Raw genomic sequence first — 26,800 nt, 5'->3', positions numbered from 1 at the left:
CGCGGACTGAGCGAGTCCAGAAACTCACACGCGTCCTGTTCAAGTTGGAAGAATCGGCACATAGGCCACATTGTACGCACGTGGGGCGAACGCGAGTTAGAAGCCGCTGACGCTGCCCATGAATGTGAATAGATCCACACATTGCACATTCAGCATTTTTGCAACGGTAGGAATCTTGAGATGCTTCCAAGGACGATCATTCATATTCTGCGATTTTTCGAACGTGATAATCGTCGACTGGAATCGGATGGCCGCTCCGATTAACCAAGGATCCGCAATCGCGGCACCATCCCAGTCACGAATAGCCTGACGCTGATACCCGTTGGAGGAATTGCCGATAGTGCGTATGACCTGCTGGAATCCGTCAACGATACCGGCATCCCTATCGGAGTCGATGACATATCCTTCGATTCCGTCCAGCCAGTCGTCCAGCTGGTCGGAACCATGTCCACCATAGGTCTCGTCACGCACTTTATCCAGCACGCCGACGATCCCTTTCTCCGTCAACTCCTTCAACCGGCTCCAAAAAGCCTGCGACAATGTGAAAACCGGAGCATAATAGCTGTTATAGGGTGTGATGAGACAGTTGGTGTCAATCAGATACTTCGGCTGGACAGAAGGAATCAATTCCAACTGCTCGGATTCATTGATTGCACTCATAGTCCGGCCCTCTTCAGCAACTCAGGAAAAGTCTGCCGATTAGTGCCTGTGAGTCTATAAGCCTCTGTATAGGAAGTGCGCCCTTCTGCGACAGAGGCCGTGAGATGATCCAACAGACGTTTGTCAAACCGGCTGAGTTTGGTGTTGTAATAGTCTCCGCCTGCGGTACCTCCCGCGATGGAGTTCCGCTCAGTCCAGCGACGCGCAGAATCGGCGATGCTGTCATAATCCTTCTGACCGATGAAACCATCGTTGAAAGCGCGCAGGGCGATGCCAGTCCAAGATACAGGGAACACCTTGCGAGTCTCTTCGATTCGTTGTTCGACGGATAATGAGTCATATCCGGCTTGGTTCCAAACCGCTGTGAACTCCTTGTTGGGCATCAGTATTTCCCCGGCGACAGCATTGCACGCCTGTTCCACCCCACCCGTGGCACGGGGTGTGGAGCTGTCGTTGAACAGCTCATCCTGTCCCAACCACAGATGAGCGAATTCGTGCACCAAGGAAAACAGCCGGGCTGCCGCAGGCTCATCAGCGCGATTGATGAATATGAGTGGCGCGTATTCATCAACAAGTGCGAATGCCCGGAATTCTTCGGGATTGAGCTTCCTATGAGTGTTGTCCCCGACTATGCCGTTCATCATGACGATGATCTGCGCCTGCGCGGCACGTTCACGGAGAAAAACGAACGCCTTGATGGCGCCTGATGCTTCCTGCCTCTCATACCAGGTCTTCTCAATCCCCAGTGTGTTTCGAATGGCCTTAGCTATCTGCGTCACACCAGACTTGACAGTCATGGAGTTGACGAAAGGCAACGGTTCGCCGCCGTTATCGATTTGGTCTTGGCGCGCCCAGTCCTGGATTCTGGACATGTCGGCGACGGTGTCCACAAGCTCCCGTGACGGAGTCTGCAACGGCTCGTTGCCGATGGTGCGATGCTCGAATACGGCCGGCGTATCATTAATGGGTTCTGCGAGGAAGAAATAGCTGAAAGGAACATGCAGCTTCCTGCTGACATCATTGATGTCTTTGATGCTTGGACAATGCTCTCCGCTTTTCCACTGCTGGATGGACTGCCGCTGAGAATCGGTAAGCTGGTTGGCGGAGCCGATGCTCAGTACCCAATCCAACACCGCAGGGGAGATGCTCACGCTCACTGTTGCAGCCATGTGACGCTCCTCCCCTGGTTAACTCTCGGACTACAGTCATGCCGATTGTACGGCACTTTACTGGGAAAGACGCTTCCCCGATATAGTTTAGTGTCTTTTTATGTAGCTGATTGTGTTGGTGTCTATTATGTAGTTTTTCCTGTCGTTTTTGGCGGTGACGTCGAGGATGATGCCGGTGACGATGAGCAATAGCCCGACGATGACGAGCATGATGGCACCGATGAGCGTGGGGAAGTGGACGACCACGCCGGTGCTCACGAAGTCCGCGGTGACCCATCCGCACAGGATGATGCCGATGATGAGGCCGAGTCCGCCGAAGAAGGGCAGCGGCTTGTACTCGCGGATCATGCGGAAGATGGTGCTTATCACCTTGATGCCGTCTCCCACCGTGTCCAGCTTGGACACGGAACCGGCCGGACGGTCCCGGTATTGGATGGGCATCTCGTACAAGCGCAGATTGTTGTTCAGGGAGTGGATGGTCATCTCGGTCTCGACCTCGAAGCCGCGCGAGAGCACGGGGTACGTCTTGACGAACGTGAAGTTGAACGCGCGGTAGCCGGTCATGATGTCGGTGACGTGCGCGCCGAACAGGTGGTTGATGGAGCCGCGCACCAGCCGGTTGCCGAAGTTGTGGAAGGGACGCTTGTTCTCCTGGAAGTACGTGGAGGAGAGGCGGTCGCCGATGACCATGTCGTATCCCTCGAGCACCTTGGCGACCATGTCGGGGGCCGCGTCCGCCGGGTAGGTGTCGTCGCCGTCGGCCATGACGTACACATCCGCGTCGATGTCCTCGAACATGGCGCGGATCACGTTGCCCTTGCCCTGGCGCGGCTCCCTACGCACGACCGCGCCCGCCTCCCGGGCGATTTCGGCCGTGCGGTCGGTGGAGTTGTTGTCGTACACGTACACGGTCGCGTCCGGCAGCGCCACCCTGAAATCACGCACCACCTTCCCGATCGTCACCTCCTCGTTAAAACAAGGAAGCAGCACAGCAACAGAAGGATTCACGACGTTTTCAATCATACTGCCATGATAGGAGGCGGTATGGCCCTTTCCCTGCCGGAGTTGCATGCGAACCAACAAAGCAGATACACTTCAAACACGGATAAACCTTTGTGCAAATACACAAATAGTCAGGAGAGTGGCGAATTGAAAGAAGAGGCAGCGGTTCGTAATCGGCGTTTACTCAATAAACCGTTATTGGTAATCAGCTTAATCACGGGGGTTCTGATTGGGTTTGGCAACGCATCAGCAGCCACCGCGAGTTTCCCAGTCACGTCAGCATTGATGTGGATTCAATGTGTTCTTTTTACAGTACTGACGTACATTCTTTTTGCTTTAGCAGAAAAGTTATTATCATATTGTCGAAACAAAGGTGCCTTGCCGCAAAGGAAGTTGGGGAAGATAGATTTCTCATTCTCCCCAGTCTCATTAGCAACAATAGCCGCATTCATCTTTATCGCATGGTTGCCTTATCTCATAATTTTACGCCCTGGTGTTATCGAGTGGGATGCCGGTGACCAGATTGCCCAAGGTCTCGGCTATGCCGCATTCGGGCAGGACCCTGGACAAATATATGACCATCATCCATTTCTCGAAGCCATTATTTTTGCACAATTTATCAAAGCAAGCATCACGCTTACCGGCTCTTATAAATTGGGCACATTCGTGTTGGTGATACTGCAGAGCATCGGCATGTCAATTGCCTTTTCCTGCTTGATTGCTTATATCAAAGTAAATTTGAAGGCACCATTCGCCATTGTTTGTTTCTTTACGCTTTTCATTGCCCTATTCCCTGTTTTTCCCTTCTACTTCTCTACAGTTCTCAAGGACTCATTCCACGCACTATTCCTGCTCCCTTGGGCTATTATGTATGCGGAAATGGTTAGAACAAAGCTCTCCTGCATAATGAAAATACGGTTTTCTTTAGTATTCCTTATTTTCACCATCCTTGTTTGCCTCACTAGGAAAACCGGACCCGCACTGGTGTTTTTGTCCCTGCTTGCCTTGGTATTGGTCAAAGCAAGCATTTGGAAGAGACTTGCCGCCATCGTGACGGCATTCGTGATGTTCTTCTCCATGTCGTCACTTTTGCCCAAGTATGTGTACCCGATGCTGAATGTCGTTCCCACGGACAGCGAACAGTATTACATCATTCCCTTGCAGATGACAGCGCGTTGGGGCAAAGACCATCCGGGAGAAGCCACCGAAAATGAGAAGAGAGTAATTTCTCATTTCAATATATTCACTTACAACGACATGGCGGAGAACTACGAGCCATTCCTCACCGACAAGGCCTCCATGTATAAGCTGGGTGACGCCTCATTGAGAAACGATTACCTCAAAGTATGGCTTGCGCAGGGGCTCAAGCATCCCAAGTCCTATATTGATGCCTTCGCGGCGCTGGAATCAGGCTGGTTCGCAATCAGCAAATCCCCGAGCGGGCATCCTACGTATCCGTACCGCACAACCGGCAATCAAATAACCGTTTTTTATCAAACCATCACCAATTCTGATACGACCGGTCATTTCATTACCAGCAATCCAAATGATCCAATGAATGACACTATGGGACGCTGGTATGACTACTTCAGCCAGATTCCGGTAATCAACATCACCACATATACCGCTTTCTGGACGTGGATTCTCCCCATGTTTGCTATATACATAGCGCTTCGTCGGAAAAACACCGGTGTATTTATGCTCCAATCGGTGCCATTCCTGCTGAGCATCGTTTCACTATACGCATCGAGTACTGCCTATATATCAAGGTATATGCTCTTCGCCACGTACCTTGCTCCGCTACTTATTGGCATTGTCTGCTCGGAGACAGCAGAAGACCGGTAATGAATGGTGTCCCTCCGCATGATGATGCGGGGGGACACATTGTCATTCCACAACCATTCGAGTAAGCGGATGAACGATGAGCATGTCAAATATCCACGCGAATGCACTGAGCAAAATGAAAACCATCACGATGATTCCTAATTGCGCGATGCCTTGAGCAATGATTCCTGACGGCTTCACTGCGTAATGAGACACCAAGTCCCAAACGATTCGGAACCCGAACCAGTTCTCGTGGATAAGGTAGATGCCGAACGTGGTGGGAGCGATAGTGCAGATGGCTTTCTGCACCATCGCCGGAGACCGATTCATATCAATTCTGCTGACCATGACGAATACCAAGGTACCGATGATGATAGGAAACAGCACGATACCGTCATGAATCTGATACTTCCATCCCATGAAATCGACCAGCCACGAAGGTCCTGATATGTAATGGTTGAAAGCTGCCATCAGTACGGTCAGCAATACGATAATACCCAGCATGGGAAATGCCTTAAAACGGTCCGAGAAATCCCGATAGTACTTGCGCAGCCAACCGCCAATCAAATACCCCAGCATGGCGTAGACCAGATTGTTCCAGTTCGTTGTCCGGCCAAAGATGAGAATCTGGATGCTGTAGAATCCCATCAACACAATCAACGCCTCCATGGAACGTCTCGGCAGTGTCGCAAACAACGTATTAAGATACGGCGCGACCAGCAGCATCAGCAGATAGGCTCCGATGAACCAGTAGCTGTCATAGAGGAACGGGAATATGCTGGCGTATATGGATTTATACAAATCCGGCCCGTGCATCACTGGCTCCACAGCCGTAGGATAGTGTCTGAACGCGCCCATCACCAGTACGATGACGAGGAAAGCGATGGAGTAGCAGAACATCTGCAACCAGGTCTTCAGCAGACGGTTCCATTTGAATGATTTCTCTACTAGGAAGTATCCAGAAATGATGAAGAAAATAGATACGCCCACCTGACCGTATTGCACAATCAGGAATCGCAATGCCGACCACCAGCCGGGTTCTTGCTGAAGCGCAATCCGCAACTGATGATGATCCCAATCGAAATGGATGATGAAGTGGCATGCCAGAATCAGGAACATCGCAATGATGCGCAACAGCTCAATGGATACATTCCTTGCACCAGGTTTATTGGGCATAACCGTTCCTCCCTAGACCGCACCAATCTTGCGGCGAGACGCCGCCTCACGCGTCTTCTCCAGCAAATCCATACCTAATATAGAGGGAACCTTCGAAGTGATGACCGCAGACGGGGGTATACTATCGGCATATTTTGTCCTTTCGAAGAAGCGGAGCCGGCATGGAAGCAGTATCATCAACCCCTCTCGTTTCGGTCATTATCCCCGCGTACAACGCGCAGGAGTATGTCGCCGCGTGTGTGACGAGCGTCACGCAGCAGACCGTAAAGGACATCGAAGTCATCGTCGTCGACGACGGTTCGACCGACCGTACCCGCGAGATCGTGGCGTCAATCGCCGAACAGGACACTCGCGTCACTCTGCTCACCCAGTCCAACCAGTACGCCGGCGTAGCCCGTAACAACGGCATGAATCACGCCACCGGCAAGTACTTATACTTCCTCGATGCCGACGACTTCATCGAGTCGAATGCGCTGGAGACGATGACCGGCATCGCGGAACGCACCGGCGTGGATATCGTCGTCGCCCGGTCGAACAGCCATGACGCCGAGACCCATGAGGAGGCGCTCATCGACTACACCATCAAGGATGTGCCGATGGAACGGGTGCTGCATAACGCGGATTACGCGGGCACCACGTTCCAGAGCTTCATCGGATGGCCGTGGGACAAGCTGTTCCGCGCCGATTTCATTCACGAACGCAGTCTGCGCTTCCAAGCGTTACGTACGACGAACGACGCGTTTTTCACGTTCGTTGCGCTGGCGATCGCCTCCTCTATCTACTGCACGGACGTGGTGCTGTTCCACCATCGCACGCACAACGCCACATCACTGGAGGCGACACGAAGGAAGAGCTGGCAGAACGCGCTCAACGCGGTCACGACAATCGGGGACTATCTGAAGGCCACGGATAATTACACGCTCACCAAGCGCAGCTATGAGAACTGGGTATCCCACTTCATTCTGTGGAACGTGCAATCACTGGAACGCCCAACGGCGGTCATGATGATGGACGCCTCCTATCCGCTGTTGGAGGCACTGCCAGATGACAAGGACTATTACTTCGAGGAGCGCGACTACCGTTTCGTGGAACTCGTGCGGCAGACCCGCTCCCAGCTGATCCTCACCGCATTGGACGGTGATTGGCATGTCGGAGACCTGTGGCGGCAGCTGTGCGAAACCCGCGACTGGGTAAAGGTGCTGGAGAAGCGCATCGCCGACCGTGATCACACTATCGAAACCCAGAACCGTCAGATTCATGATCTCGAACAGCACGTGCGCGAAATCTATCGTTCGGTATCATATCGTGTGGGCAACGCGACCATCAAGCCATTATCCATAGCCAAGCGTTTGTTCCACGGAAAGTAATGCGTCGTCGTCGGCGTCCGTGGTCCTCCTCACATACCCACCTCCCACTAGAATATGTGGGAACGCTGGGCAGAGACACCGATGGCGGCAGCCTTGTTGTCTCGCATGAGTAGGATAGGACGCTTGTGAAAGACGTGATCAAACGCCTCGAGGAGAGGTATCATTACGCGCTGGTCGTGTTCAAGGAGCTGGTGAAGACCAACTTCAAGCTCCGCTACCAGGGATCATACCTTGGCGTGCTGTGGTCGGTGCTCCAGCCACTGATGCTGTTCGCCGTCATGTACATCGTGTTCGTGAAGTTCCTCAAGTTCACGGACGGCACGCCCACCTTCCCGATCTCGCTGCTGTGCGGCACCTGCCTGTGGCAGTTCTTCACCGAATCCACGAGCATGGGCATGCGTTCGATTGTGGATCGCGGCGACCTGCTGCGCAAGATCCACTTCCCGAACTACATCATCGTGGCGGCCACCACGATGGGCTCGATGATTTCCCTGGCCATCAATCTGGGCGTGGTCATTCTGTTCGGCTTCTTCGCCCACGCGCACTACACGTGGCGTGTGCTGACTGTTATTCCGAGCATCATCCAGTTGTATGCGATTTCGCTTGGCGTCGCCCTTCTGCTCGGATCCCTGTACGTGTACTTCCGCGACATCGGTCATATCTGGGATGTCATCCTGCAGGCGCTGTTCTACGCGACGCCTATCATCTACCCGCTGTCCATGGTCCAGAAGAACCCGGAATTCAGCTGGGCCGCCGACCTGATGATGTTCATGCCGACCACGCAGGCGATTATGGACATCCGTCACAACCTGCTCTCACCCGAATACGTGCCGACCATCTGGACCGTGGTCGGGAACCCGCTGCTGTGTCTGATTCCGTACGTGTTGTCCGTGGTGGTGCTGTGGCTGGGCATCCATATCTTCCGTAAGTACAGCGCCAAGTTCGCGGAGGTGCTCTGATGACTGAAACTACGATCGAAACCGAAAAGGACGTTGACGCCATGGCCGGGAACGCAGTCGACGACCGTCCCGTCGTCCTCAAGGTCGACCATGTCGCGAAGTATTTCCGCCTGCCCACTGAACAGGCCACGGGCCTCAAGATGGCGTTCCTCAACTGGACGAAAGGCATCAAGGGCTACACGGAACAACATGTGCTCAAGGACATCAGTTTCGAGGTTCATCAGGGCGATTTCTTCGGCATCGTGGGCCGCAACGGTTCCGGCAAGTCCACGCTGCTGAAGATCATCTCCCAGATCTATGTGCCCGAAAAGGGCAGCGTGACGGTGAAGGGCAAACTCGTGCCGTTCATCGAGTTGGGCGTAGGATTCAACCCAGAGCTCACCGGCCGCGAAAACGTGTACCTGAACGGTGCGCTGCTCGGCTTCACTCGTGAAGAGATCGACTCGATGTACGACGACATCGTCGAGTTCGCCGAGCTTGAGGAGTTCATGGACCAGAAACTCAAGAACTACTCCTCCGGCATGCAGGTGCGTCTCGCCTTCTCCGTGGCCATCAAGGCGCAGGGCGACATCCTCGTGCTCGACGAGGTGCTCGCCGTCGGCGACGAGGCGTTCCAGCGCAAGTGTGATAACTTCTTCGCGCAGATGAAGAAGGACCCCACCAAGACCATCATCTTGGTCACGCACTCGATGGAGGCAGTGAAGCGCTACTGTGACAAGGCCATCCTGATCAAGGACGGCGAAATCGTCGTCTCCGGCAACAAAGATGACGTGGCCGACCAGTACACACTGGAGAATCTCAAGGTGCAGGAGGCCGAGCAGAAGGCCCGTGCCGCCGCCGCGGCCGAAGCCGAGTACCCGGCCGGTCTGAGCGAGCGTGTGCCTGTGCTGAACGTGCGCGCCGCGGACTCCCAGCTGGTGAAGACCAAGGAACCTTTCCGTTTCCACGTGGACTATGAGTTCAATGAGGACGTGGAGTTCTACCTGACACTCACCCTGCTCGACATGAAGCGTGGCGGCATCATCTACGACACGGCCGCCGACCTGCGCCAGAAGAAGCGCGGACGCCAGACCGTGACGTTCGAGCTGCCGCTCGACGCAATCTGCAATGGCGACTACCGTCTCACCGCGCAGCTACGCTCCCTGCCCGATCCGAGCAACATCAAGTCGAACCAACAGCTTGCCTACACGGACGAAAGCCGCTCCTGCGATTTCGCCCTGCGCATCCCCGGCAACAATGGTTACGCGCTTCTCAACAAGAGCTCGATGGAGGTCAAGCAGCTCGACTGAGACATCGGCATACGCCGATACATAAGGAGAGGAATCGCGATGCATCAGCACCTGCGGCAGGGCAGAATCGCCGTGCCGATTGTTCTGGGAGTACTATTCGGCCTGTGCGATGCCATCGTCAACGCAGATGGGCGTCTCTATCTGAATCATGTATCCGTATGGTTACGCATGGCGATGTTCATCATCCTCTTCGTCATGGCGTTCATCGGTCTGGATCTGTTGCGCGAACGTGTCCAGACCGGGACGCTCATTGCCGGACAGGACAAGCACACTCCCAGCCCAGCAATCACCAGACTGGTGAATTATTCATGGTGCCCCTGTACGTTGCTGAAGCTATGGGCCGTCATCCTCGTATGCTGGCTGCCTTATATGGTGATGCTCTTCCCCGGCGTGTACTGGGCAGACGATTCCGGGCAGCTGTTGGAGCATTACGGCGCCAATGTGTTCACCGACCATCATCCGTTCTTGGTGACGATGCTCTACGGCGGCATGGCCGATTTCGGCCAGCACCTGTTCGGCAACCCAATCATGGGGCTTTACATACTGGTACTGTTCCAGCAGCTGCTCATGCCGTTGATACTTGCGTTGACCGTCATGTATTGCGCGAGACTTGGAGCCAGCAAGGTCGTCTGCACGCTGGAGCTCATGCTGTACTCGCTCTTTCCCGCATTCCCGATACTGTTCTCCTCGCTGGTGAAAGACACCCTGTCCGCATTGTTCTTCACGCCGTTCTGTCTGCTGTTCGTCGAAGTGATTCGACGCAGGAAGTCGGTCGTTCCTACGATGCTTTACGCGGGCTTGTTCACCACAGGACTGTTGTCTTGTCTGACGAAGAAACCATGCGTGTACATCATCGTCCCGTCACTCATCTTCCTGTGTGCATTGGGCCTGGCGAAACGCACCAAGATTGTGGTAGCGGCGCTGGGTGTGCTTCTTGCTGCAATCATGCTGGTCTTCGTGCCTAAAGTGGCTTTGCCCGCAGTCCATGCGCAACCGGGTGGCAAGCAGGAGGCGATTCCCTACGCGATTCAGATGGTCGCCCATGACGTGAAATACGGTGGCGACAATATGTCCGCGGCAGACCGAAAGCTCGTCTCCGACTTCCTCTCCGTGGACTATGACAAGATTCCTGAGGTCTATACGTCCTACAGTGCGGATCCCGTCAAACTCCGAAGTTTGAAGAATCCCGACCTGATGGGGGATTTTCTGAAGCTCTGGGTAAGAAAGGCCGCAGAATACCCCGTGGGGAATCTTGAAGCCTATCTCGGTCTGATTCAAGGATGGTTTGATTTCCGCAACTACGATGGCACACCCTCATATATGGTGGTACTCACCGATTCAGAATGGTTCAATAAACTGATTCTAGACTTCGTGCCGCAATGGCCGGTGAAGTCGATGGCCGGCAGCACGGTACGTGACGTATACGACGCCGCTCAATCTGTGCCGGTGTTCAACCTTCTGTTCACGAAGGCGCTGTGGGCGTCCATCATCCCGTTCTTCCTGCTCTATGAGGTGCTGCGCCCTGGCAAAGGCAAGTTCCGGCGTCTCGTTACGATGATGCCACTCAACATGAGCTTCGCCTATCTGCTGATGGTGCCCGTCTCAGCCACGGGTGGCGAACCGACCCGGTACATTCTGCAACTGATGTGCGTGGTACCGCTGTTTCTCGTGTCGGTGCTGCACGGTACTGGTTTCGGAGACGAAAACACTCTCCATGTATCAGCCCAATATCGTTCTCACCTTGGCAGAACGATTAATCAGCAACCTGATTAGGGACGACGCCACCACGACGAGAATGAACCGCATCACGCCGGAATCAATGTAATCCTCGAGCCATAGAATCAGTCTGGGATGAATGAATAATGCCGGAATACCTGCTTGCGCCAACGTGGAAACTACTGTGAATCGGAACGTGAACGTAGAGAACAATAGCACCAGGCCACCGCATAACAGGCATGATCTGATGATGCCGACGACCAGCGTACCGAAATCCGCGTACTTGATGCCCATCGGAGCCGGCCAAGCCACATAGCAGGCAATACCGACGACGAACATCACTGCACCGGCCAGAGCTTTCATCCAAACAGCATCTCACGTGGTGTCAATCCACGTACTGACTCATCGGACGGCGATACCCGCCGCCAAAAACACGAGCATCGGCACGGCTACTCCCGCGGCCCATCAGATATCGCCCAATCGTTCAGGAACCGTCACGCTCAACACAAGCGCCACGGCCGCGCCAGCGCCCAACAGCCACGGTCTGACGGACGCGAGCGAACGCACATACAGCCTCACGAAGAACAACGCGGTGAAGAACCAGAACGCCGAGAACGGCGCACCGATGTAATGCCCGCCTTTCACCAGCGAGAACAGGTAATCCCACGTCACCGGCACCTGATGGGTCTTCTGATAGCCGTAGTTGAGCACAACCACCACCATCCATGAGGCATACGGAACCAGCAACGTGCGCGCCCTCGCCGCAGTATCCTTGTCGAACGCGCGGTCGAAACGGAAGAAGTATCCACTCAGCAGGAAGAACAACGGCACCTGCCACATGAACAACAGGAGCCTGCGTGTCGGTATCAACGCGAACGCATGCGTGGCGACCACTGCGATGATGCCGAGCACACGCAGAAGGCCGATGGACGCCATACGCTGCGGACGAGCCATAGAGCCAGAATCCTGTATGTGGCGAGCCATGAGTGTCTTGCTCGTCATTCGCCGATGGCCCGCTCCAGCTCGTCATCCCAGACCAACTTCGCGAAATCACCATCCAGCAATTGCCGCACCTTCGGGTCGGCGAGCGTATCCGCAAGAATCACATCATTGCCGCCACTCTCCGCATTGTCGTGGCACAACGCGACGTCTTGCGTATCCGGCACATACGTAAACCGGCACTGTTCCATTGCTTCGCCCACCGGCATCAAATCAATCAGCTGATTCGTCGTGGCGGACACCACAGGAATCCGTCCGGCAACCTCCATAACTTTCAGCCAAATATCATCGGCATTCAACGCGCAACGACGAATCGCCTCCTCATCGAACGTCGCCTGCGGCATAATGTTCGGCGGGAACAACGTGCCAAAACCGGTGGTCGCGAATAGGCGCAGCGACGGTTTCCCTACCAACTGCGGGTGATGAGCTGGCGCCTCATACATCCATTGATTGTATGGCTTCAACGAACCATCTTCGTTGAACATCATCAGATGCGTACGTGTCGCTGCAATCGCCTGCGGGAACCGCTCATGCATCACCATCAGATCAGCGATGCACGTGTTCGGATACACCAAATCATCGTCAAATAGAATCACGATGTCGTCGTGGTATTCTTGCAGCGCCCAGAAATACTTCTTGTGCGGTTTCAGATTCTCCGGAACCCATCGAATCACTACATCATGGGCACGCATGTCCAGCAGTGACTGTGGAAGATCGCGCTCCTTGTTCGGGAAATCCTGTTCGCACAACCACAGCACAATCATGTCCGGCAACACGCGCTGGGCCAACAATGACTGAATCGCCACATGCACACCGCCGATACGAGGCGGATAAGACGTCAATGACGCAATGATACGGGAACGGCATGCCGCCCTGCGGCCAGCATGCGTCACCGCCCTTCGCAATCTGTTCTTCGACTTCCATACCCACGTAGCAACCGACGTCTTCATACTCATAACTATTCAGCCTAATGGTTCTGTTGGATTTGCCCATCTTCTGTAACGGTGTTCGTTCCTAGCAGATTCACACCGATCATGGTGACGCCCATCACCAGCATCGGGAACGCATAACGGGTTGGTGATGAATGATCATTCTGCAATTGGACAGTCACGGGGCAGAGGAATAGGAACGCCGTAACAATCCAGTACGGGATGAACCGGATGACGTCATTGCGATTGGGACGACGCCGTATCAGTGCGTACAGCAGATACGCTGGTACAATCAGCGTCCACACGGTGAGATACATGAACACGTTGATGACCGGAGTATCCTATAGAACGCGCATTAGACTTTTCACTGCAGCCTGTCCCTTGCTGGGCTTGTCGTTGGGTACAAGCTGGCCAAATGTGGAATCATTCAATGCGTTTGCAGTCAACGGCTGATATTGCAATGCAATCTCTGGATAAGGAGCCTGCGGCTCCACGTTGTTCGCTGGCGCACCGTTGAATGCAAGCCAACCAGATTCGACGCTAATGAACGCTTGCGCATACGCGCGTGGGTGTTTTAGCCCAATTGAGAGCCATGCCTTGACGAAATCAACAGCACTGCCACCAGTAGTAATCTCATTACCAGTTACCGGATCCGCCGTGAATGGCACGTACTTCTGCCCCATCTCATCCCAAGTCATTGGAAGATACGCATTCAATGCACGTTTCTCCGCATCGGTCACGTCAGAAGGATTGGCGTGAGCGACACGAGCGACCATTTGGATGGGGACGACAATGGCGGCCTGACGTTCTCCAGGCACGATGTTCAATTGCGGGAACAGTACTTTCGGTAGGAAAACACTCACAAACAAGAAACAGCCGACCGCCATCGCCACGCAAATTGCTTTAAAACGGGCTTTATACCTGCCAACAATAAGCAACAGTATTGCCACAACAACTAAATACAAGCCAACTTTTTTAGTAAGTGCCACCAACAGCGACATTACTATGAATCCCACAAAGAAGCTTGACCTCACAATCCGCGCAAGTTTTGAATCTATCAAACGCATGTACATAACCAGCCAGCCAAGCAATACAATCACATTAGTGGTGTCTTTTACAATAGACGCAAACATAATCGGGAATACAGGAAAGAAACAGAAAATTCTATCTGATACCGTCAATGCCTTGCCTGCCAATCCGCGCTCACACAGATATGCAAGCATCGCGCTCACAGCAATGCATGCAAGGAATGCATGTAACACCGATAGCAGGAATACACCAACTTCGTAATGACCGCTAATCGTATGACCTAGCCAAATTACCGAACCATAGAAATATGTGTCAAGAAAAGGATGGTGATCCCAAGTAATTCCAGGTTGAAGACCAAATATCGACAATCCGAAGAATTGCGCTACCTGATCGCCTGTATCCCAGTATAGAATTCCCGGATACAGCAGAACGATGTATGGCAACCAACACACAAACATACGCAATGCATCACGCAACAGGTTCGGCGCATGCAGCACGTGCTCGAACTGTATAACCCGGCGCAATCGGGAAAACCCATTGACCCGTACTTCGCAATTGCTTATTTCGCCGGTACCAGAGGCCATCTCCGCACCAGCAAAATCCTCATCACCACGCAGGTACACTCGCTCCTGCATGGCAAATAACAGTGGGAACAACATACAGAACACCGCCACGTACATGAAGCACTGCACGTACAATGCAGGATCTCCAAATGCGACCGCTCCACGTGTCGCGGAGTACCCACCCACGCCCATTACCAATCCCAATAACACCGGCAGCCATACCACTCGTCGCGACGACCGTACCAACGCAACTACCCTACGCACCACTATCTCCTCCCAATATCCATACGCAATTCATTTCATCATACGAGTCGACGCGTATAGTGAGGCACATGTCTGATGCGCCTGTAGGTTCTTCTGTTGCTGTGCTGCTTCCTTGTTTTAACGAGGAGGTGACGATCGGGAAGGTGGTGCGTGATTTCAGGGTGGCGCTGCCGGACGCGACCGTGTACGTGTACGACAACAACTCCACCGACCGCACGGCCGAAATCGCCCGCGAAGCGGGCGCGGTCGTACGCAGAGAGCCCCGCCAGGGCAAGGGCAACGTGATCCGAGCCATGTTCGAGGACATCGACGCGGACGTGTACGTCATGGCCGACGGCGACGACACCTACCCGGCGGACGCGGCCCCCGACATGGTCGCCAAGGTGCTCGAAGGGTACGACATGGTCATCGGCGACCGCCTCTCCTCCACGTACTTCCAGGAGAACAAGCGTCCCTTCCACAACTTCGGCAACCGGCTGGTGCGCGGCTCCATCAACCACCTGTTCGGCGCGCACGTCACCGACATCATGACCGGCTACCGCGCGTTCAACTTCACGTTCGTCAAGACGTACCCCGTGCTCTCGCGCGGCTTCGAGGTCGAGACCGAGATGACCATCCACTCCCTGAACAACAATCTGCGCTTGTACGAGATGCCCATCCAATACCGGGACCGTCCGGCCGGTTCCGTGTCCAAGCTGGACACGGTGGGAGACGGCATCAAGGTGATAAGCACCATCTTCCGCATGATCCGCGAGTACAAGCCGCTGCCCTTCTTCGGCGGACTCGGCCTCATCATCGGCATCATCGGCATCATCCTGTGCGGATGGGTCACCGCGGACTTCGTGAGCACCGGCGTGGTCGTCCACTTCCCCACGCTCATCGGTGCCATCATGCTCGTCATCGTTGGGCTATTGCTCATCGTCACCGGCATCATTCTTGATGTCATCGCCAAAAACGACCGCAAGACGTTCATCGTCGACGCCAACCGCTTCGCCTATATGAAGCGCCACTAACCCCAACACAAAAGAAGTGCTTGGATTGTATCCTTATAAGGATACAATCCAAGCATGAGCTCTCGGTTTCACACGGATTCCGAGCCCCCATCATGTGCGCAGCTTAACCCGCGATACACGAATCACCGTATTACTGGATATGTTTGCCGAGTTTTGCAGCGACACGAGAGAACGTGTACTCATTGAACACGGTCGTACTGCCCAATACGTACGCGGTATCCCTGTTGCCACTAGATTGGGCGGCAGCGGCAAGCTGTACCGTATAAGTATCTGCACTGTTCGCCAACGCCAGTACATTGCCAGTCTTGCCTGCGAGCGCAGCCCCAGCAAGCGCGTCAGGATAGTTTTCACCCGATGACATCACCACACCGTCTGCCTTCAGGAGCTTGTGCTCCAACGCATAATCCATCACTGCTGCTGATGTCTCATACCGATTATCACCTGCAAGACGCGTCTTAGTGATTGTTCCCAATTGCGATTCCACCGTTGCCGGCACCACCGTGTCATCACCAACCAGCAATGCTGCGCCGAAACCAGTCTCGCGGACAATCTTCAAGGTAGCCGTATCCAACCCGTCTGTGCCCGTCAGCACAATCGGAGACTTCGTCCGATACGCGATAGGCGACGCGGAAAGAGCATCATACGGACTCTCACCACTGGCAACAATCACTGTATCCGACGGCCATTTAAAATCAAGCTCCTTCGGAGCATCACGCAATATGCTCAGCGATGTCTCGTAACGAGTCGCCCCGCCGAAACGGTACACCACATGATTTTCCACCAGAACCTTTATCTGGTCTTCCAGCTTGGATGACAACACCACCTCGCTGCCAATCAACACGGCTTTCTTCGCGCCCAACATCTTGATACGTGCCGCGAGAGTATCGCTCACCACGTCTGGACGCGACAACAGCACCGGCGCATTCAGTCGGCCGGCCAACGCTGACGCGGATAACGCATCCGGGAATGATTCTCCCGATGCAATCACCACCCAATCTGACTGTTTGAAGCCGGTCGCAGCAATCACATCAGCGGTCTCGTAACGAGTCTCACCGGCTAGACGGGAGATACTACCGTGCTGCGATTCTACTTGCGAAATTTTCCACGACTGCGCCGCAGTGCCGTTCCAGCCATACAACTGCACAGCGGTACCCGCTGCGATATTGCCGCCCGTCACATCAATCACACGACCCGACTTCGCGTTTACCAGAGCGATGGTGCCATTCCCCGCATCACGCAACGACCACCACTGGGCCAGCGAACCATCCGACGGCCGTTGCTGGATGCGCGCGCCATTCACCATCGCGCCGGTCGCGACTTCTACCAGCTTGTTTGAATTCACGCTACGCATCTCGACCAGGCCATTACCTACGCGGTTGAACCGGAACAACTGGGAATCCGCGCCGGACCACGACTGCACCTGGAGCTGTGCGCCATCATCGTATGAACCATCAGCTACACCGAGCGATAAGTCGCTCCGACCGGAAGCGGACAGACGCGCTGAACCATCCGGCGCTGCGACACCGGCATCGGCGATCACGAATCGCTGCGCTTCCGTGTCGTTCGGCGCATACAGCTGCACTTGCGTGCCATCCGCCGTATTGCCGCCGACCAAATCCAGCACCCAATTGCCCAATGCGGACTGGATGTACACGCCGCCTTCGTCCGCCACGCGTAGCAACCAACGTTGCGCAAGCGTATTGTTGCGCGTCCACTGCTGTACCACAGCCCCCTTAACCGCAGTACCGCCTTTCACATCCAACGCAAGACCGGATTTGACGTTCACGATTTCGTATGAGCCGTCGGATTGCGGGATGAACTGGAATTTCATCGACTCCTGTGTGCCGGATTGCAGCCGTATGACCGCACCAGCAACCGTGGAACCATTCTCGATCTGCGCCGAGGAATCCAATTTCGACGCGGCGTCTACGTAATACTCACCTTGCGGCAACGACAGCTTTTCAAGAGCGCGCATATCGTAACCGGCCTGATACTCCTGATTGCCGAAGGCGTTGAGGTCGACGTTGCCGGTGATGCCGATGATCTTACCGCTGCTCGTGTACTGCCAGCCGCGGTCGTTCGTGGGGAACGCGGCGTACTGCATCGTCGAACCGTACTGGGCCACCCAACGCGTCCTCGCATGGATGCTCACGCTGTTCAACGCCGTGTCCAGATAGCTCGTGTACGAGTAGACGCTCAGATTCGTATAGCCCGCCGCCTGAAGCTTCGCATACCAGGCGTCCACGATCCCCTCGTACACGCCCGGGGACGACGGGCTCCGGTGCCCCGTGTACGTCCACGTCTCCAAGTCATAGAACACCGGATAGCTCAAGTCCCCCGGATTCACACCCGCCTTCCGCAGCAGGCTCACCACGTCCGCGCCCTCCGACGCGCCGTCACCCGCATTCTCCGCATACGAGAACACGTACACGCCGAACGGGATCCCCAGACGCCGGCACTCGCTGATGTTGCGCAACGCCTGCGCGTCGAACCCGTTGTCCCAGCCATAGCTCAGACGGATGATCGCGCCACCCACGCCCGCATCCTTCACCTTCTGCCAGTCGATCGTCCCCTGCCACGTCGACACGTCGATTACGCCCTTCGCCTGCTGGACGAACAGATTGTCCTTCGCGTCGAAGAACGCCGGAGTCCCGTTATACGAACCCCAATGCGCGCCATACTCGTTGCCCGGCAGAGACGCCAGCCGCACGGAACCGACGGAACGGGAAGCGACGCCAGACGCATCCGCCGCATCCGCTTCCACGTCGCCGCCGTTCGCCGCGACCTTCGCCTTCACCTCGGCCGCGCTCACCGGGATGAACGACTCGCCTCCCGACTTCGCCAACGGATCCGGCTGCCGGCTCTCCGTCCCCACGATCCGCGGATCGGTGACCGTCTCGCCCGTCTCGATGTCCTTCAACCCGCCATCCGGAGTCACCGCATATTGCTCCGACACCACCGTCGCATCATCCGGGATATCGGAAGACACCCTGTCCGGCAGATCGGCATCCGGATTACCCGGCATCGCATCGGAGGCCGTATCGCCGGCGACCGGACGCGCCGCGAACGCGGTCGCGCCGGACGCGGCACTCGCGACGGGCGCAACAGACGCAGTACCCGCAGCACCCGCACCCACGTCGGCGAGCGCACTGGCCGGAACCACGCACACCGCACCCAACAACGCAACAGACACCACCGACGCCACAGGCGCCGCGGCCACACGCAACACACGCGGCATACGCGACGCGCACGACTCCACAGAACCATGCCCCGATGCACCAAACCGATTCTTCCCCACCATGTCCAGACTCCTTGACGCGCTCTCGCCGCATCGACCATCATGCCGGCCGCCACACGCGGGAACCGGCGCAATCGCAACGTTTTCGACCGTGGTTCAGTCTAACCGGCGAGTCGGATAAGACGAAGCCCGATACGGGAGGCGTGACTCCCGACAGCGCACGGAGCAAATAACGGGCGCACATCGGCATCCAGCTGAGGCGAATTGTTTGTTTTGCCGGAATAGGTAGTACAACTTCCTCTGTAACAGAGTTCTATCACATAAACTGATAGAAATTCACGGAATGACATATACTTGCCACATCACTGATAGAAGCGGTGGATTCTGGCGGCATGCCACGACTGCAGAAGTCTTGCAAACGGGCTGCAAGCGAGTTGGGACCGCACAGGAATGAGGAGGACGCGTAATGATCGATCGCCCCACGTACACGGATTGGTTGGAACGATGGCGCGGCAAGGACGTCATCAAAGTGGTCACGGGTCTGCGCCGCTGCGGCAAATCCACCGTACTCAAACTATTCCGCGACTATCTCATCGCCGAGGGCGTGGCACCGGAACGCATCATCGCCATCAACTTCGAAAGCCTGGAAGAGGACTACCCCACCGACGCCAAACCCCTCTACGACTACATCGTCTCTCGTCTGACACCAGGCGTCACGAACTACGTGTTCCTGGATGAAATCCAGCATGTCCGGGAGTTCGAACGCGCCGCCGACGGACTCTATGTGCGCGACGACGTCGACCTCTACCTCACCGGATCGAACGCCGACCTGCTCTCCAGCGAACTGGCCACACGACTCACCGGACGATACGTGGAACTCCGCATGCTGCCCCTATCGTTCAAGGAATACCGCAGCGTACGACCCGTCACCGAGACGCCGGAACAGTCCTTCGGCCGCTACCTGCTGTACGGCGGCCTGCCGTACGCGGCCACCCTCGACTCCGATCAGGACATCGCGGACTACCTCGGAGGTGTCTTCAACACCATCCTCGTCAAAGACATCGCGCAACGCCATCCGCGCATCAACACCGCCGCCTTCAACGAAGTCGCCTCGTTCCTGGCGGACAATGCCGGCAACATCACATCCGTGAAAGGCATAGCCGATGCCATGAAACAGACCCATCGCGGCATCTCCCCCACCACGGTGAACGAGTACATCACCGCCCTGCGCGAGAACTATCTGCTGTTCCGAGCCGACAGATACGACATCAAAGGCAAAGCTTATCTGAAGACCCTTGAAAAATACTATCTGGGAGATCCCGGCTTCCGATTCTGGTTCCTCGGCAAAACCGGCGGCGACCTCGGGCACCGCATTGAGAACATCATCTACCTCGAGCTGCTCCGACGCCACCGTACCGTCCACATCGGCAAAGTAGGCGCCACCGAAGTGGACTTCTATACGCCGGGTTCTCAAGGCGACCACTATTACCAGGTTTCACTAAGCGTGATGGACGAATCCACGCTCGCCCGAGAACTCCGCCCGCTCCGAATCATCGACGACAACCATCCCAAGACCCTGCTGACCATGGACCGCATCGGGAACGGGAATCACGCCGGCATCAAACAGACCAACATCATCGACTGGCTGCTGGAGTAGCGACGGTGCCGGCCACGCACCGTGACGTACGTGAATGCGCGACGGTGCGACGCAGATCGCGCGTCGCACACGCACGCACTCACGCACGCACACGCACGCGCACTCACGCGCCCGGGAGGGCGGCGTGGAGGGCGGTCATCACGACCAGGGAGATGACGGCGGTGACGGTCAGGGAGAAACCGGCGAGCTTCGCGTTACCGGTCAGGGAATCGGTGAACTTCGTCGAGAAGATCGTGATCGGGGCGAACGAGCCGAGGACGACGATCTCGCGGATACGCATATCGAACGGAAGCAGGAACCAGGCGGCGAGCGCGATCAGCACGCCGAACAGCGCGCGCCAGGCAATCACCTTCGCGAGCTCGATCTTATCCTTGCGATTGTCCGGAACCTCCATCATCAGGCCGATCATCGCCATCGCGCAGAACGCGTTCGCATTGGCGAACGGCGTGATCAACGTGACGATCGGCTGCGGGATGGTGATGTGCAGGAACATGAACACGAGCATCAGCATGTAGATGTCGAAACTGATCGAACCGAGGAAATCACGCGCGATGTTGCGCAGACGCAGCACCAGCGGCAGGCTCTTGAAATTGTCGTCCATGTGCAGCAGCGTGCGCGTGATCGTGAGCGAACCGGCCGTCGCGACCGTCGCGTTGCCGATGTCCAGCATGATGACCGGCAGGCCCGCGGACGCGCCCATGAACGTCTGCACCACAGGCAGGCAGAACGCGCCCAGATTCAGGCCGGACGCGTTGAGCATCTGGAACGCGCGGTAGTTGCGCTCGTCGCCGCGCGAACCCGCGTAGACGACGAACAGCGGGACGGCGCACGCGAAGAAGCCGAACAGCACGATCCACAGCATGCGCATGTCATGCTTGTTCGTGGCGAACGAGAGGATGATCGCGCACGGCAGGGTCAGGTTGAATACGAGACCCTGCGTCACCTTGTAGTCGCGGTCGCCGAACACGTGCAGATGCTTGAGCGCGTACGGGCCGATGATGGCGAGCAGCAGCGCGCCGGATTGGAACAGCATGGAATGGCCTTTTTGATGTGGGGTTGGTGTGGGTTGGTGTGATTGCGTAGGTTGTGGTTATGCGTGGGTTGTGGTTATCGGATACGCAAGACACCATAGGCGCGTGAAGGGCGGGCGGCGGCGGGACGGTCACATGGCGTTCATCGTTGGTGGCGGCGGTGGTATTGGCGCTGGCTCAGGACCAACGCGGTCAGCCGGATCAGGAACTCGCGCCACTGTTCGGCGTCCTTCAAGGTGTTGTTGTGCGCGGTCAGCACCTCCCAACCGACCGCGGTGAGCGCGGACTGGCGGGACACGTCGTCGCTCCACTGGTCGGCGTGATGACGTCCCGCGTATTCGATGCCGATGCGCAGATCGGGCAACGCCATATCCAGATATACGAAGGCACCGTTTTCGTTAATCGCCACCTTGTGGTTGACCTGTAATGAGCGAAGCTCCGGCAGCGGCTCGGCCTCCAATCTGAGACGAAGCCGGGTCTCCATCGAGGAATCGGTGTTCTCGCGCATGCGGCGCATGGCGTTTAGGCATTTCACGCGGCCTTTGAACCGCGGCGGCAGGACTTCGAACAGCGCATTGAAATCATCCGGGGTGAAATGCGGGTCGGATTGGTTGCGGCGCATCATCGAGTCGGCAAGCACCGTCAGCTCGTCCTCGTCGAGAATCCGCGCCATCTGAGCCCAGACCAGCAGCGGATGCGTCGCTTGCACGCCCTCGATGATCTGGCCGGGCGAATACTCGCGACGGTGTTCTTGGGGAATGGTCAGCCACGCGGGCTTGGTCAACAGATGGCATTGCACTCCATTCCAGATGCGCCGCTTCGCGGGGTCGTCCACGACGATGTGCAGCTTCTCCAGGTCAAGCGCGCCGCGCGGGAGCAGCGGCAGCTCGATGCCATGCAGCCGGAGGGCTGAAATCAGACCGCACTCGAATGCGACACCATGCCTGTTCGCGAGGTCCATGGCCTTGCGCAGTTCGTCAAGCCGGTTCAGCGCCAATTGCCTCATCGCAATGCCCGGGGTCGTCGGTGTGGTTGCAACGTTCATGGCATGAAGCGTAGGCGGTCATGGATCGGAGCTGAAATCCAGCCGGCCCGCGGTGGAGGAGCACGTATGAGACGGTGGATAACCGGAGATGACTTTCGGGAGGAACCGTACATGGGAGCCGCCGAGTGAGGATTTGCCCCATGCTTGGCAGTTCTGCACGCCATCGGGCCGGCCCGGGCCGGCCGGGGCCGGCCAAGTGTGTACAGGCGCATGGGGACAGGACCATACAGGGCGTATCCGTATCCGAACTTGTATGCTTCAGACGCATTCCTGCATGGTTCGGGTAGGTACCTGCATAGTCCAGGCGGAAACCTGTAGAAGAACCGGACGAACCTGTAGCCGATTGGCTTGAACCTGTAGGGCACGACCTTGAAGAACGTCTTCCCGCCGGCTGCCTGCAAGACCACGATCCTTGGAATTCCGCGGAAGTCGGCGACATAAATAATCGTAGATGCGGATGCCTTCAGGACCATACACTGCAGGTTGGCGTTATTCTCCTACATGTTGCATGCTCGTTTATGCACGTTGCCCTTCCAACCATGCACGTTACGTGCCCAACCACGCACAAAGCGGGGCAAACCATACATGTTCGAGAGCCCCAAGTCTCCGCGTTCCGGAGTTTCCACGCAGGTTCATGCCCTGTGGGCAAATCAGCCTGCAGCGTGCGCGGCATGCACAGCGTGCGCAGCATGCACAACGCAAGGCGGAGAGAACGAGGCCGCAGAAGGAGTGACGAGGCAAACGGGCATACGCGCCCGCGCGCTGCCCCCCATACGCCTATGTGATTTACGGGGGTGCCGTAACCAATAGGGGGTCAGGAAGGGGGCATGCAGCCTATCCGCTGAAGCTGAACAGGGGTATGGAGCCATACATACCCCCTAACCAGCAATCGGTGCACGCGTACGGGCGGCACAGACAATAACGGCGCTAGCACGAAAGCGGCGAGTTTCCGGGATTACCCGAGTCGCGCACATTACAGGCCTGACATGGCACCCCGTTCTGCGGTCCTCCATTCTGTCGATAGGGGGTATAAACGGGGGTAATGCGATTCGAAGACGCCCGGGCAGTAAGGGGGGAATAGCCCCCTAAAATGCCCCCATATTTTTTAGTAGTCAAACAGGCAACGCGGCACGGCGCCTTCCGTCCGAGCCCCAGGGGACGTGGTCGAGCCACCGAACGTTCGTTGTGTGTCACGGAGCACCATTCACGCCGCTAGCTCCTGCACCACCTGAGCCGAATGAGGCAGCTGAGATCAATCGGACATGTCTTGAGGGCAGGGTTAGTAGCCCAACTCCAATACTCCGTTCTTCTTTACACCATACCCCCGTAAAGATTCTTCGCAGCTGTCCCCCTATGCAATCCCCCTATAGGCAGAAATACCCCCTATTGTCAGCCACCACGGGGGGCTCCAGATCTCGCCACTTCTACCTGCATAGATCTGACAAGCTCTGGAACATCACGCCTCCGGGCGTCAGCACCGACATGACTCCGTCCGCTTCTTGCGCGTGGGTGTTATACCCCCTTCAATGCCCCCCTAACACCCCAAGAGCGCAAGCCATTAAAATGGGGTTTATAGGGGGCATACCCCCTATAAACCCCTGTTGGCAGACCGTACTCAAGCGCCATCACCAATCGCGCGGCAGACACAACGGCAGACGCATCCGCAGCGCACCGGTCGGCGGAACCGGCCCCGAATCAGTCGTCGAGCACGTCGGGCAGCGGGCACGGCATCGGACGCCACGCGTTGTCGTGCAGGAGCTTGCGGGAATCCCACCAGCCCTTCGCGATCTGGACGACGCCGGTCTTCAAGTGCTCGCGGTCGACCATGACGAGGCGGATGAGCTCCTTCGCGGCGGTGGCGATTGTGCCGAGGCCGAAGAGGAACGGACGGTAGTCGCCGTACACCATGAAGTAGCGGGCCATGTAGCCGCGGTTGCGCATGATGTGGTAGCGGTTCATGTCGGACGTGGAGTTGAGCTGACGCAGGCCGGCGATGTCCCAGTTGCCGATTTCGCGCGTACGGCGCAGCACGACGTCGGGGATGACGATCGGCGCGGTGACCTTGCTCGCGCGGTAGCCGTAGATCGTGTCATCCCAATAGATGAAGAAGCGCGGATCGGGCAGGCCGATCTCCTTGACGACGCGACGGTTGAACAGGCCGCCCTCGAAGCACAGCGTGTTCATCGTGCGGAAGCCGGCGCGGCCGAACGCGGCCGGCGCGATCGGGTTCGGGATGCCGAGACCGATGCGGAAATCGTACTGCCAGTAGAACGGGCCGCCGTCATAGTCGAAGCGGCTGCCCTGGATGACCTCGTGGCGACGGGTCCACGGGGCGAGCTTGGCGATGCCGTCGGGCAGGACGGCGACGTCGTCGTCCATCACCCAGAACCATTCCGCGCCGAGCTGGTACGCCTTCTTCACGCCGGCGGAGAAGCCGCCCGCGCCGCCCAGATTCTCGGTCTGCGGCGCGTAGACGACGCGCGACTGGTTGCCGGAACGGTCGGCGACGGTCTTGCCCCACTGCGCGGTGACGTCGGCGGCGAAATCCTCGACCATGGACTTGGTCTCGTCGGAATGCTCGTTGTCGACGACGATGACGCGCCACGGCGCCTGTTCGAGCGCGAGAATCGACTCGAACAGGGTGGCGAGCAGGTTCTGGCGCTTGTAGGTGGTGATGACCATGGCGAGCTTGTCGATGGTCCTGGGGTCCTTCTTCGCGGTCTTCGCGGTCTTCGTGGTCTTCGCGACGGTTTTGTCGGTCTTCGCGGCGTTCGCGGTCGTCTTCACTTCGGTCATGGACGTATTCTCTCACCACCCGACGAACGGCGGCCACGACGTTTCCGGCATCGTCAGCACCCGGTCGACGACCACCACATTCCGTTAACCTTCACACCCTATGATTGTCAGTGGGGAGAAGGCTCACGACGCCCCGGAACGAGGCGAACGAGACCACCGTCGTCAACGTCGACGACGGCTCGCGACACGCCGATGGCACACAAGATTGGACACATCCGCAAATCCCATGCTATTCTCTCTCAATTGTGTGCTGAGCTTGCTTGTTCAGGAGTTCAGGGAAACACATGGAGGATTCGCCTAGTGGTCTATGGCGCACGCTTGGAAAGCGTGTTGGTGTAACAGCCTCACGAGTTCGAATCTCGTATCCTCCGCCAACAGGGTTTTCGGAGTTTTCCGGAAACCCTTTTTCATTGCCGACGACCCCGAGAAGTGGGGTCCAAGCGCTGCGGCGTCCAGCCCAAGGCGGACACGTCGAGACGGTGCGCTCGTTCAACAACCGGTTCGGACAGACGCGCAGCCAGAGCCCCGCATCCCACAGGCATCCCCCATCGGCCCGCACCCGTACCCGAACCTAGGAACCTTACCCACACCCCACTTCCTAGGTTCCTAAGTAACTTCCCAGGTTCGGGTTCGGAGTACGCAACGCAGCCCCGGCTTCTACTCGGAAGCCACCAGCCGGTACCGGCGCTTGGGACTGTACTTGGACCCGATGCCCTCGACGAGGTTCTCGTCCATCAAACCGGACAGGTAGTCGCGGATGGTTTTCGCCGATACTCCCGCCGCGTCGGCCAGTTCGGATGTGCTGGCGCTGTTCCGCTCCGCCAGATACGAGAGAATCGCCTGACGCATGTTGTCCCGCGAGTATGAGGTTCCTTCCTGCTCGGTCATTCTGCGATGTCCGAAGATGATGCGGAATTCGCTCAACGTACTCACCGGCACCGGCGGATCCATGAGCGCATCGGCTCGGACAGACGCGGCGCATGGCGCATCCTCACCCCATCACAGTCATCCCATGAGTGATGCGACGGCTCGTGCCAACATGGCGTGGACACAGTGACGGAGACGGAATCGTGG

20 protein-coding genes and 1 tRNA gene are annotated in these 26,800 nt (G+C 56.8%); 8 read left to right on the top strand and 13 right to left on the bottom strand.

The genetic code is table 11. From position 1 onward, the window contains the following. Positions 1 to 96 precede the first annotated feature (96 nt). The 3 genes from AC1AYP_RS08745 to AC1AYP_RS08735 all read right to left on the bottom strand — a co-directional run bounded on the left by AC1AYP_RS08745 (position 97) and on the right by AC1AYP_RS08735 (position 2,852). On the bottom strand, positions 97 to 660 hold the full coding sequence (locus AC1AYP_RS08745) for a DUF4411 family protein (protein ID WP_476547561.1): 564 nt from the start codon (positions 658 to 660) through the stop codon (positions 97 to 99). After that, positions 657 to 1,829, bottom strand: a complete 1,173-nt coding sequence (locus AC1AYP_RS08740) for an ImmA/IrrE family metallo-endopeptidase (RefSeq protein ID WP_476547559.1) — start codon at positions 1,827 to 1,829, stop codon at positions 657 to 659. Before AC1AYP_RS08740 ends, AC1AYP_RS08745 begins: the two co-directional genes overlap by 4 nt. A gap of 87 nt (positions 1,830 to 1,916) precedes the next feature. After that, positions 1,917 to 2,852: a glycosyltransferase family 2 protein gene (locus AC1AYP_RS08735; RefSeq protein ID WP_476547557.1), complete on the bottom strand. Its 936-nt coding sequence runs from the start codon at positions 2,850 to 2,852 to the stop codon at positions 1,917 to 1,919. Between the two features lie 21 nt (positions 2,853 to 2,873). Here AC1AYP_RS08735 and AC1AYP_RS08730 point away from each other — a divergent pair, with 21 nt between their 5' ends. After that, positions 2,874 to 4,676, top strand: coding sequence for a DUF6020 family protein (locus AC1AYP_RS08730; RefSeq protein ID WP_476547555.1), 1,803 nt, complete (start codon positions 2,874 to 2,876; stop codon positions 4,674 to 4,676). 42 nt (positions 4,677 to 4,718) lie between these two features. On the opposite strand, the gene AC1AYP_RS08725 is transcribed toward AC1AYP_RS08730, so the two are convergent. Then, positions 4,719 to 5,831, bottom strand: coding sequence for an acyltransferase family protein (locus AC1AYP_RS08725; RefSeq protein ID WP_476547554.1), 1,113 nt, complete (start codon positions 5,829 to 5,831; stop codon positions 4,719 to 4,721). A gap of 161 nt (positions 5,832 to 5,992) precedes the next feature. Between AC1AYP_RS08725 and AC1AYP_RS08720 the strand changes: the two genes are divergently transcribed. The 4 genes from AC1AYP_RS08720 to AC1AYP_RS08705 all read left to right on the top strand — a co-directional run bounded on the left by AC1AYP_RS08720 (position 5,993) and on the right by AC1AYP_RS08705 (position 11,219). Further along, positions 5,993 to 7,198 (top strand): glycosyltransferase family 2 protein, encoded by a 1,206-nt coding sequence (locus AC1AYP_RS08720; RefSeq protein ID WP_476547552.1) that lies wholly within the window; start codon positions 5,993 to 5,995, stop codon positions 7,196 to 7,198. A 125-nt stretch (positions 7,199 to 7,323) separates the two neighbouring features. Beyond that, positions 7,324 to 8,157 (top strand): ABC transporter permease, encoded by an 834-nt coding sequence (locus AC1AYP_RS08715; protein WP_476547550.1) that lies wholly within the window; start codon positions 7,324 to 7,326, stop codon positions 8,155 to 8,157. Then, positions 8,157 to 9,446, top strand: coding sequence for an ABC transporter ATP-binding protein (locus AC1AYP_RS08710; RefSeq protein ID WP_476547548.1), 1,290 nt, complete (start codon positions 8,157 to 8,159; stop codon positions 9,444 to 9,446). Before AC1AYP_RS08715 ends, AC1AYP_RS08710 begins: the two co-directional genes overlap by 1 nt. A gap of 39 nt (positions 9,447 to 9,485) precedes the next feature. Beyond that, positions 9,486 to 11,219, top strand: a complete 1,734-nt coding sequence (locus AC1AYP_RS08705; protein WP_476547547.1) for a DUF6020 family protein — start codon at positions 9,486 to 9,488, stop codon at positions 11,217 to 11,219. Between the two features lie 408 nt (positions 11,220 to 11,627). On the opposite strand, the gene AC1AYP_RS08700 is transcribed toward AC1AYP_RS08705, so the two are convergent. The 4 genes from AC1AYP_RS08700 to AC1AYP_RS08685 all read right to left on the bottom strand — a co-directional run bounded on the left by AC1AYP_RS08700 (position 11,628) and on the right by AC1AYP_RS08685 (position 14,778). Further along, positions 11,628 to 12,098: an acyltransferase family protein gene (locus AC1AYP_RS08700; protein WP_476547545.1), complete on the bottom strand. Its 471-nt coding sequence runs from the start codon at positions 12,096 to 12,098 to the stop codon at positions 11,628 to 11,630. Positions 12,099 to 12,160: 62 nt separating this feature from the next. Next, positions 12,161 to 13,117 (bottom strand): glycosyltransferase family A protein, encoded by a 957-nt coding sequence (locus AC1AYP_RS08695; RefSeq protein ID WP_476547544.1) that lies wholly within the window; start codon positions 13,115 to 13,117, stop codon positions 12,161 to 12,163. A gap of 11 nt (positions 13,118 to 13,128) precedes the next feature. After that, a complete protein-coding gene (locus AC1AYP_RS08690; protein WP_476547543.1) occupies positions 13,129 to 13,407 on the bottom strand; it encodes a hypothetical protein in 279 nt (92 codons plus the stop codon). A gap of 24 nt (positions 13,408 to 13,431) precedes the next feature. Beyond that, on the bottom strand, positions 13,432 to 14,778 hold the full coding sequence (locus AC1AYP_RS08685; protein ID WP_476547541.1) for a DUF6020 family protein: 1,347 nt from the start codon (positions 14,776 to 14,778) through the stop codon (positions 13,432 to 13,434). A 236-nt stretch (positions 14,779 to 15,014) separates the two neighbouring features. Between AC1AYP_RS08685 and AC1AYP_RS08680 the strand changes: the two genes are divergently transcribed. Beyond that, positions 15,015 to 15,959 (top strand): glycosyltransferase family 2 protein, encoded by a 945-nt coding sequence (locus AC1AYP_RS08680; protein ID WP_476547539.1) that lies wholly within the window; start codon positions 15,015 to 15,017, stop codon positions 15,957 to 15,959. A 130-nt stretch (positions 15,960 to 16,089) separates the two neighbouring features. Here AC1AYP_RS08680 and AC1AYP_RS08675 read toward each other — a convergent pair whose 3' ends face one another. After that, a complete protein-coding gene (locus tag AC1AYP_RS08675; RefSeq protein ID WP_476547537.1) occupies positions 16,090 to 19,260 on the bottom strand; it encodes a cell wall-binding repeat-containing protein in 3,171 nt (1,056 codons plus the stop codon). A gap of 403 nt (positions 19,261 to 19,663) precedes the next feature. Between AC1AYP_RS08675 and AC1AYP_RS08670 the strand changes: the two genes are divergently transcribed. Then, positions 19,664 to 20,854: an ATP-binding protein gene (locus AC1AYP_RS08670; protein ID WP_476503192.1), complete on the top strand. Its 1,191-nt coding sequence runs from the start codon at positions 19,664 to 19,666 to the stop codon at positions 20,852 to 20,854. Between the two features lie 103 nt (positions 20,855 to 20,957). On the opposite strand, the gene AC1AYP_RS08665 is transcribed toward AC1AYP_RS08670, so the two are convergent. The 3 genes from AC1AYP_RS08665 to AC1AYP_RS08655 form a co-directional block, all read right to left on the bottom strand. Further along, a complete protein-coding gene (locus AC1AYP_RS08665; protein ID WP_476503191.1) occupies positions 20,958 to 21,887 on the bottom strand; it encodes an AEC family transporter in 930 nt (309 codons plus the stop codon). 140 nt (positions 21,888 to 22,027) lie between these two features. Continuing rightward, entirely contained in the window at positions 22,028 to 22,930 is a 903-nt protein-coding gene (locus AC1AYP_RS08660) for a DUF559 domain-containing protein (protein WP_476503190.1), read from the bottom strand. Positions 22,931 to 24,625: 1,695 nt separating this feature from the next. Continuing rightward, positions 24,626 to 25,612 carry a glycosyltransferase family 2 protein gene (locus tag AC1AYP_RS08655; RefSeq protein ID WP_476503198.1) on the bottom strand — a complete coding sequence of 329 codons (987 nt, stop codon included), beginning with the start codon at positions 25,610 to 25,612 and terminating at the stop codon, positions 24,626 to 24,628. 400 nt (positions 25,613 to 26,012) lie between these two features. Here AC1AYP_RS08655 and AC1AYP_RS08650 point away from each other — a divergent pair. Then, positions 26,013 to 26,100: transfer RNA gene (locus AC1AYP_RS08650), tRNA-Ser, on the top strand. A 283-nt stretch (positions 26,101 to 26,383) separates the two neighbouring features. Here the strand turns inward: AC1AYP_RS08650 and AC1AYP_RS08645 are convergent. Continuing rightward, positions 26,384 to 26,659 (bottom strand): FaeA/PapI family transcriptional regulator, encoded by a 276-nt coding sequence (locus AC1AYP_RS08645; RefSeq protein WP_476503189.1) that lies wholly within the window; start codon positions 26,657 to 26,659, stop codon positions 26,384 to 26,386. Between the last annotated feature and the right edge of the window lie 141 nt (positions 26,660 to 26,800).

This window comes from Bifidobacterium sp. LH_424 (assembly GCF_056356895.1).
The sequence above is the reverse complement of the archived record's forward strand: the minus strand, read 5'-3'. Positions and strand labels throughout refer to the sequence as shown.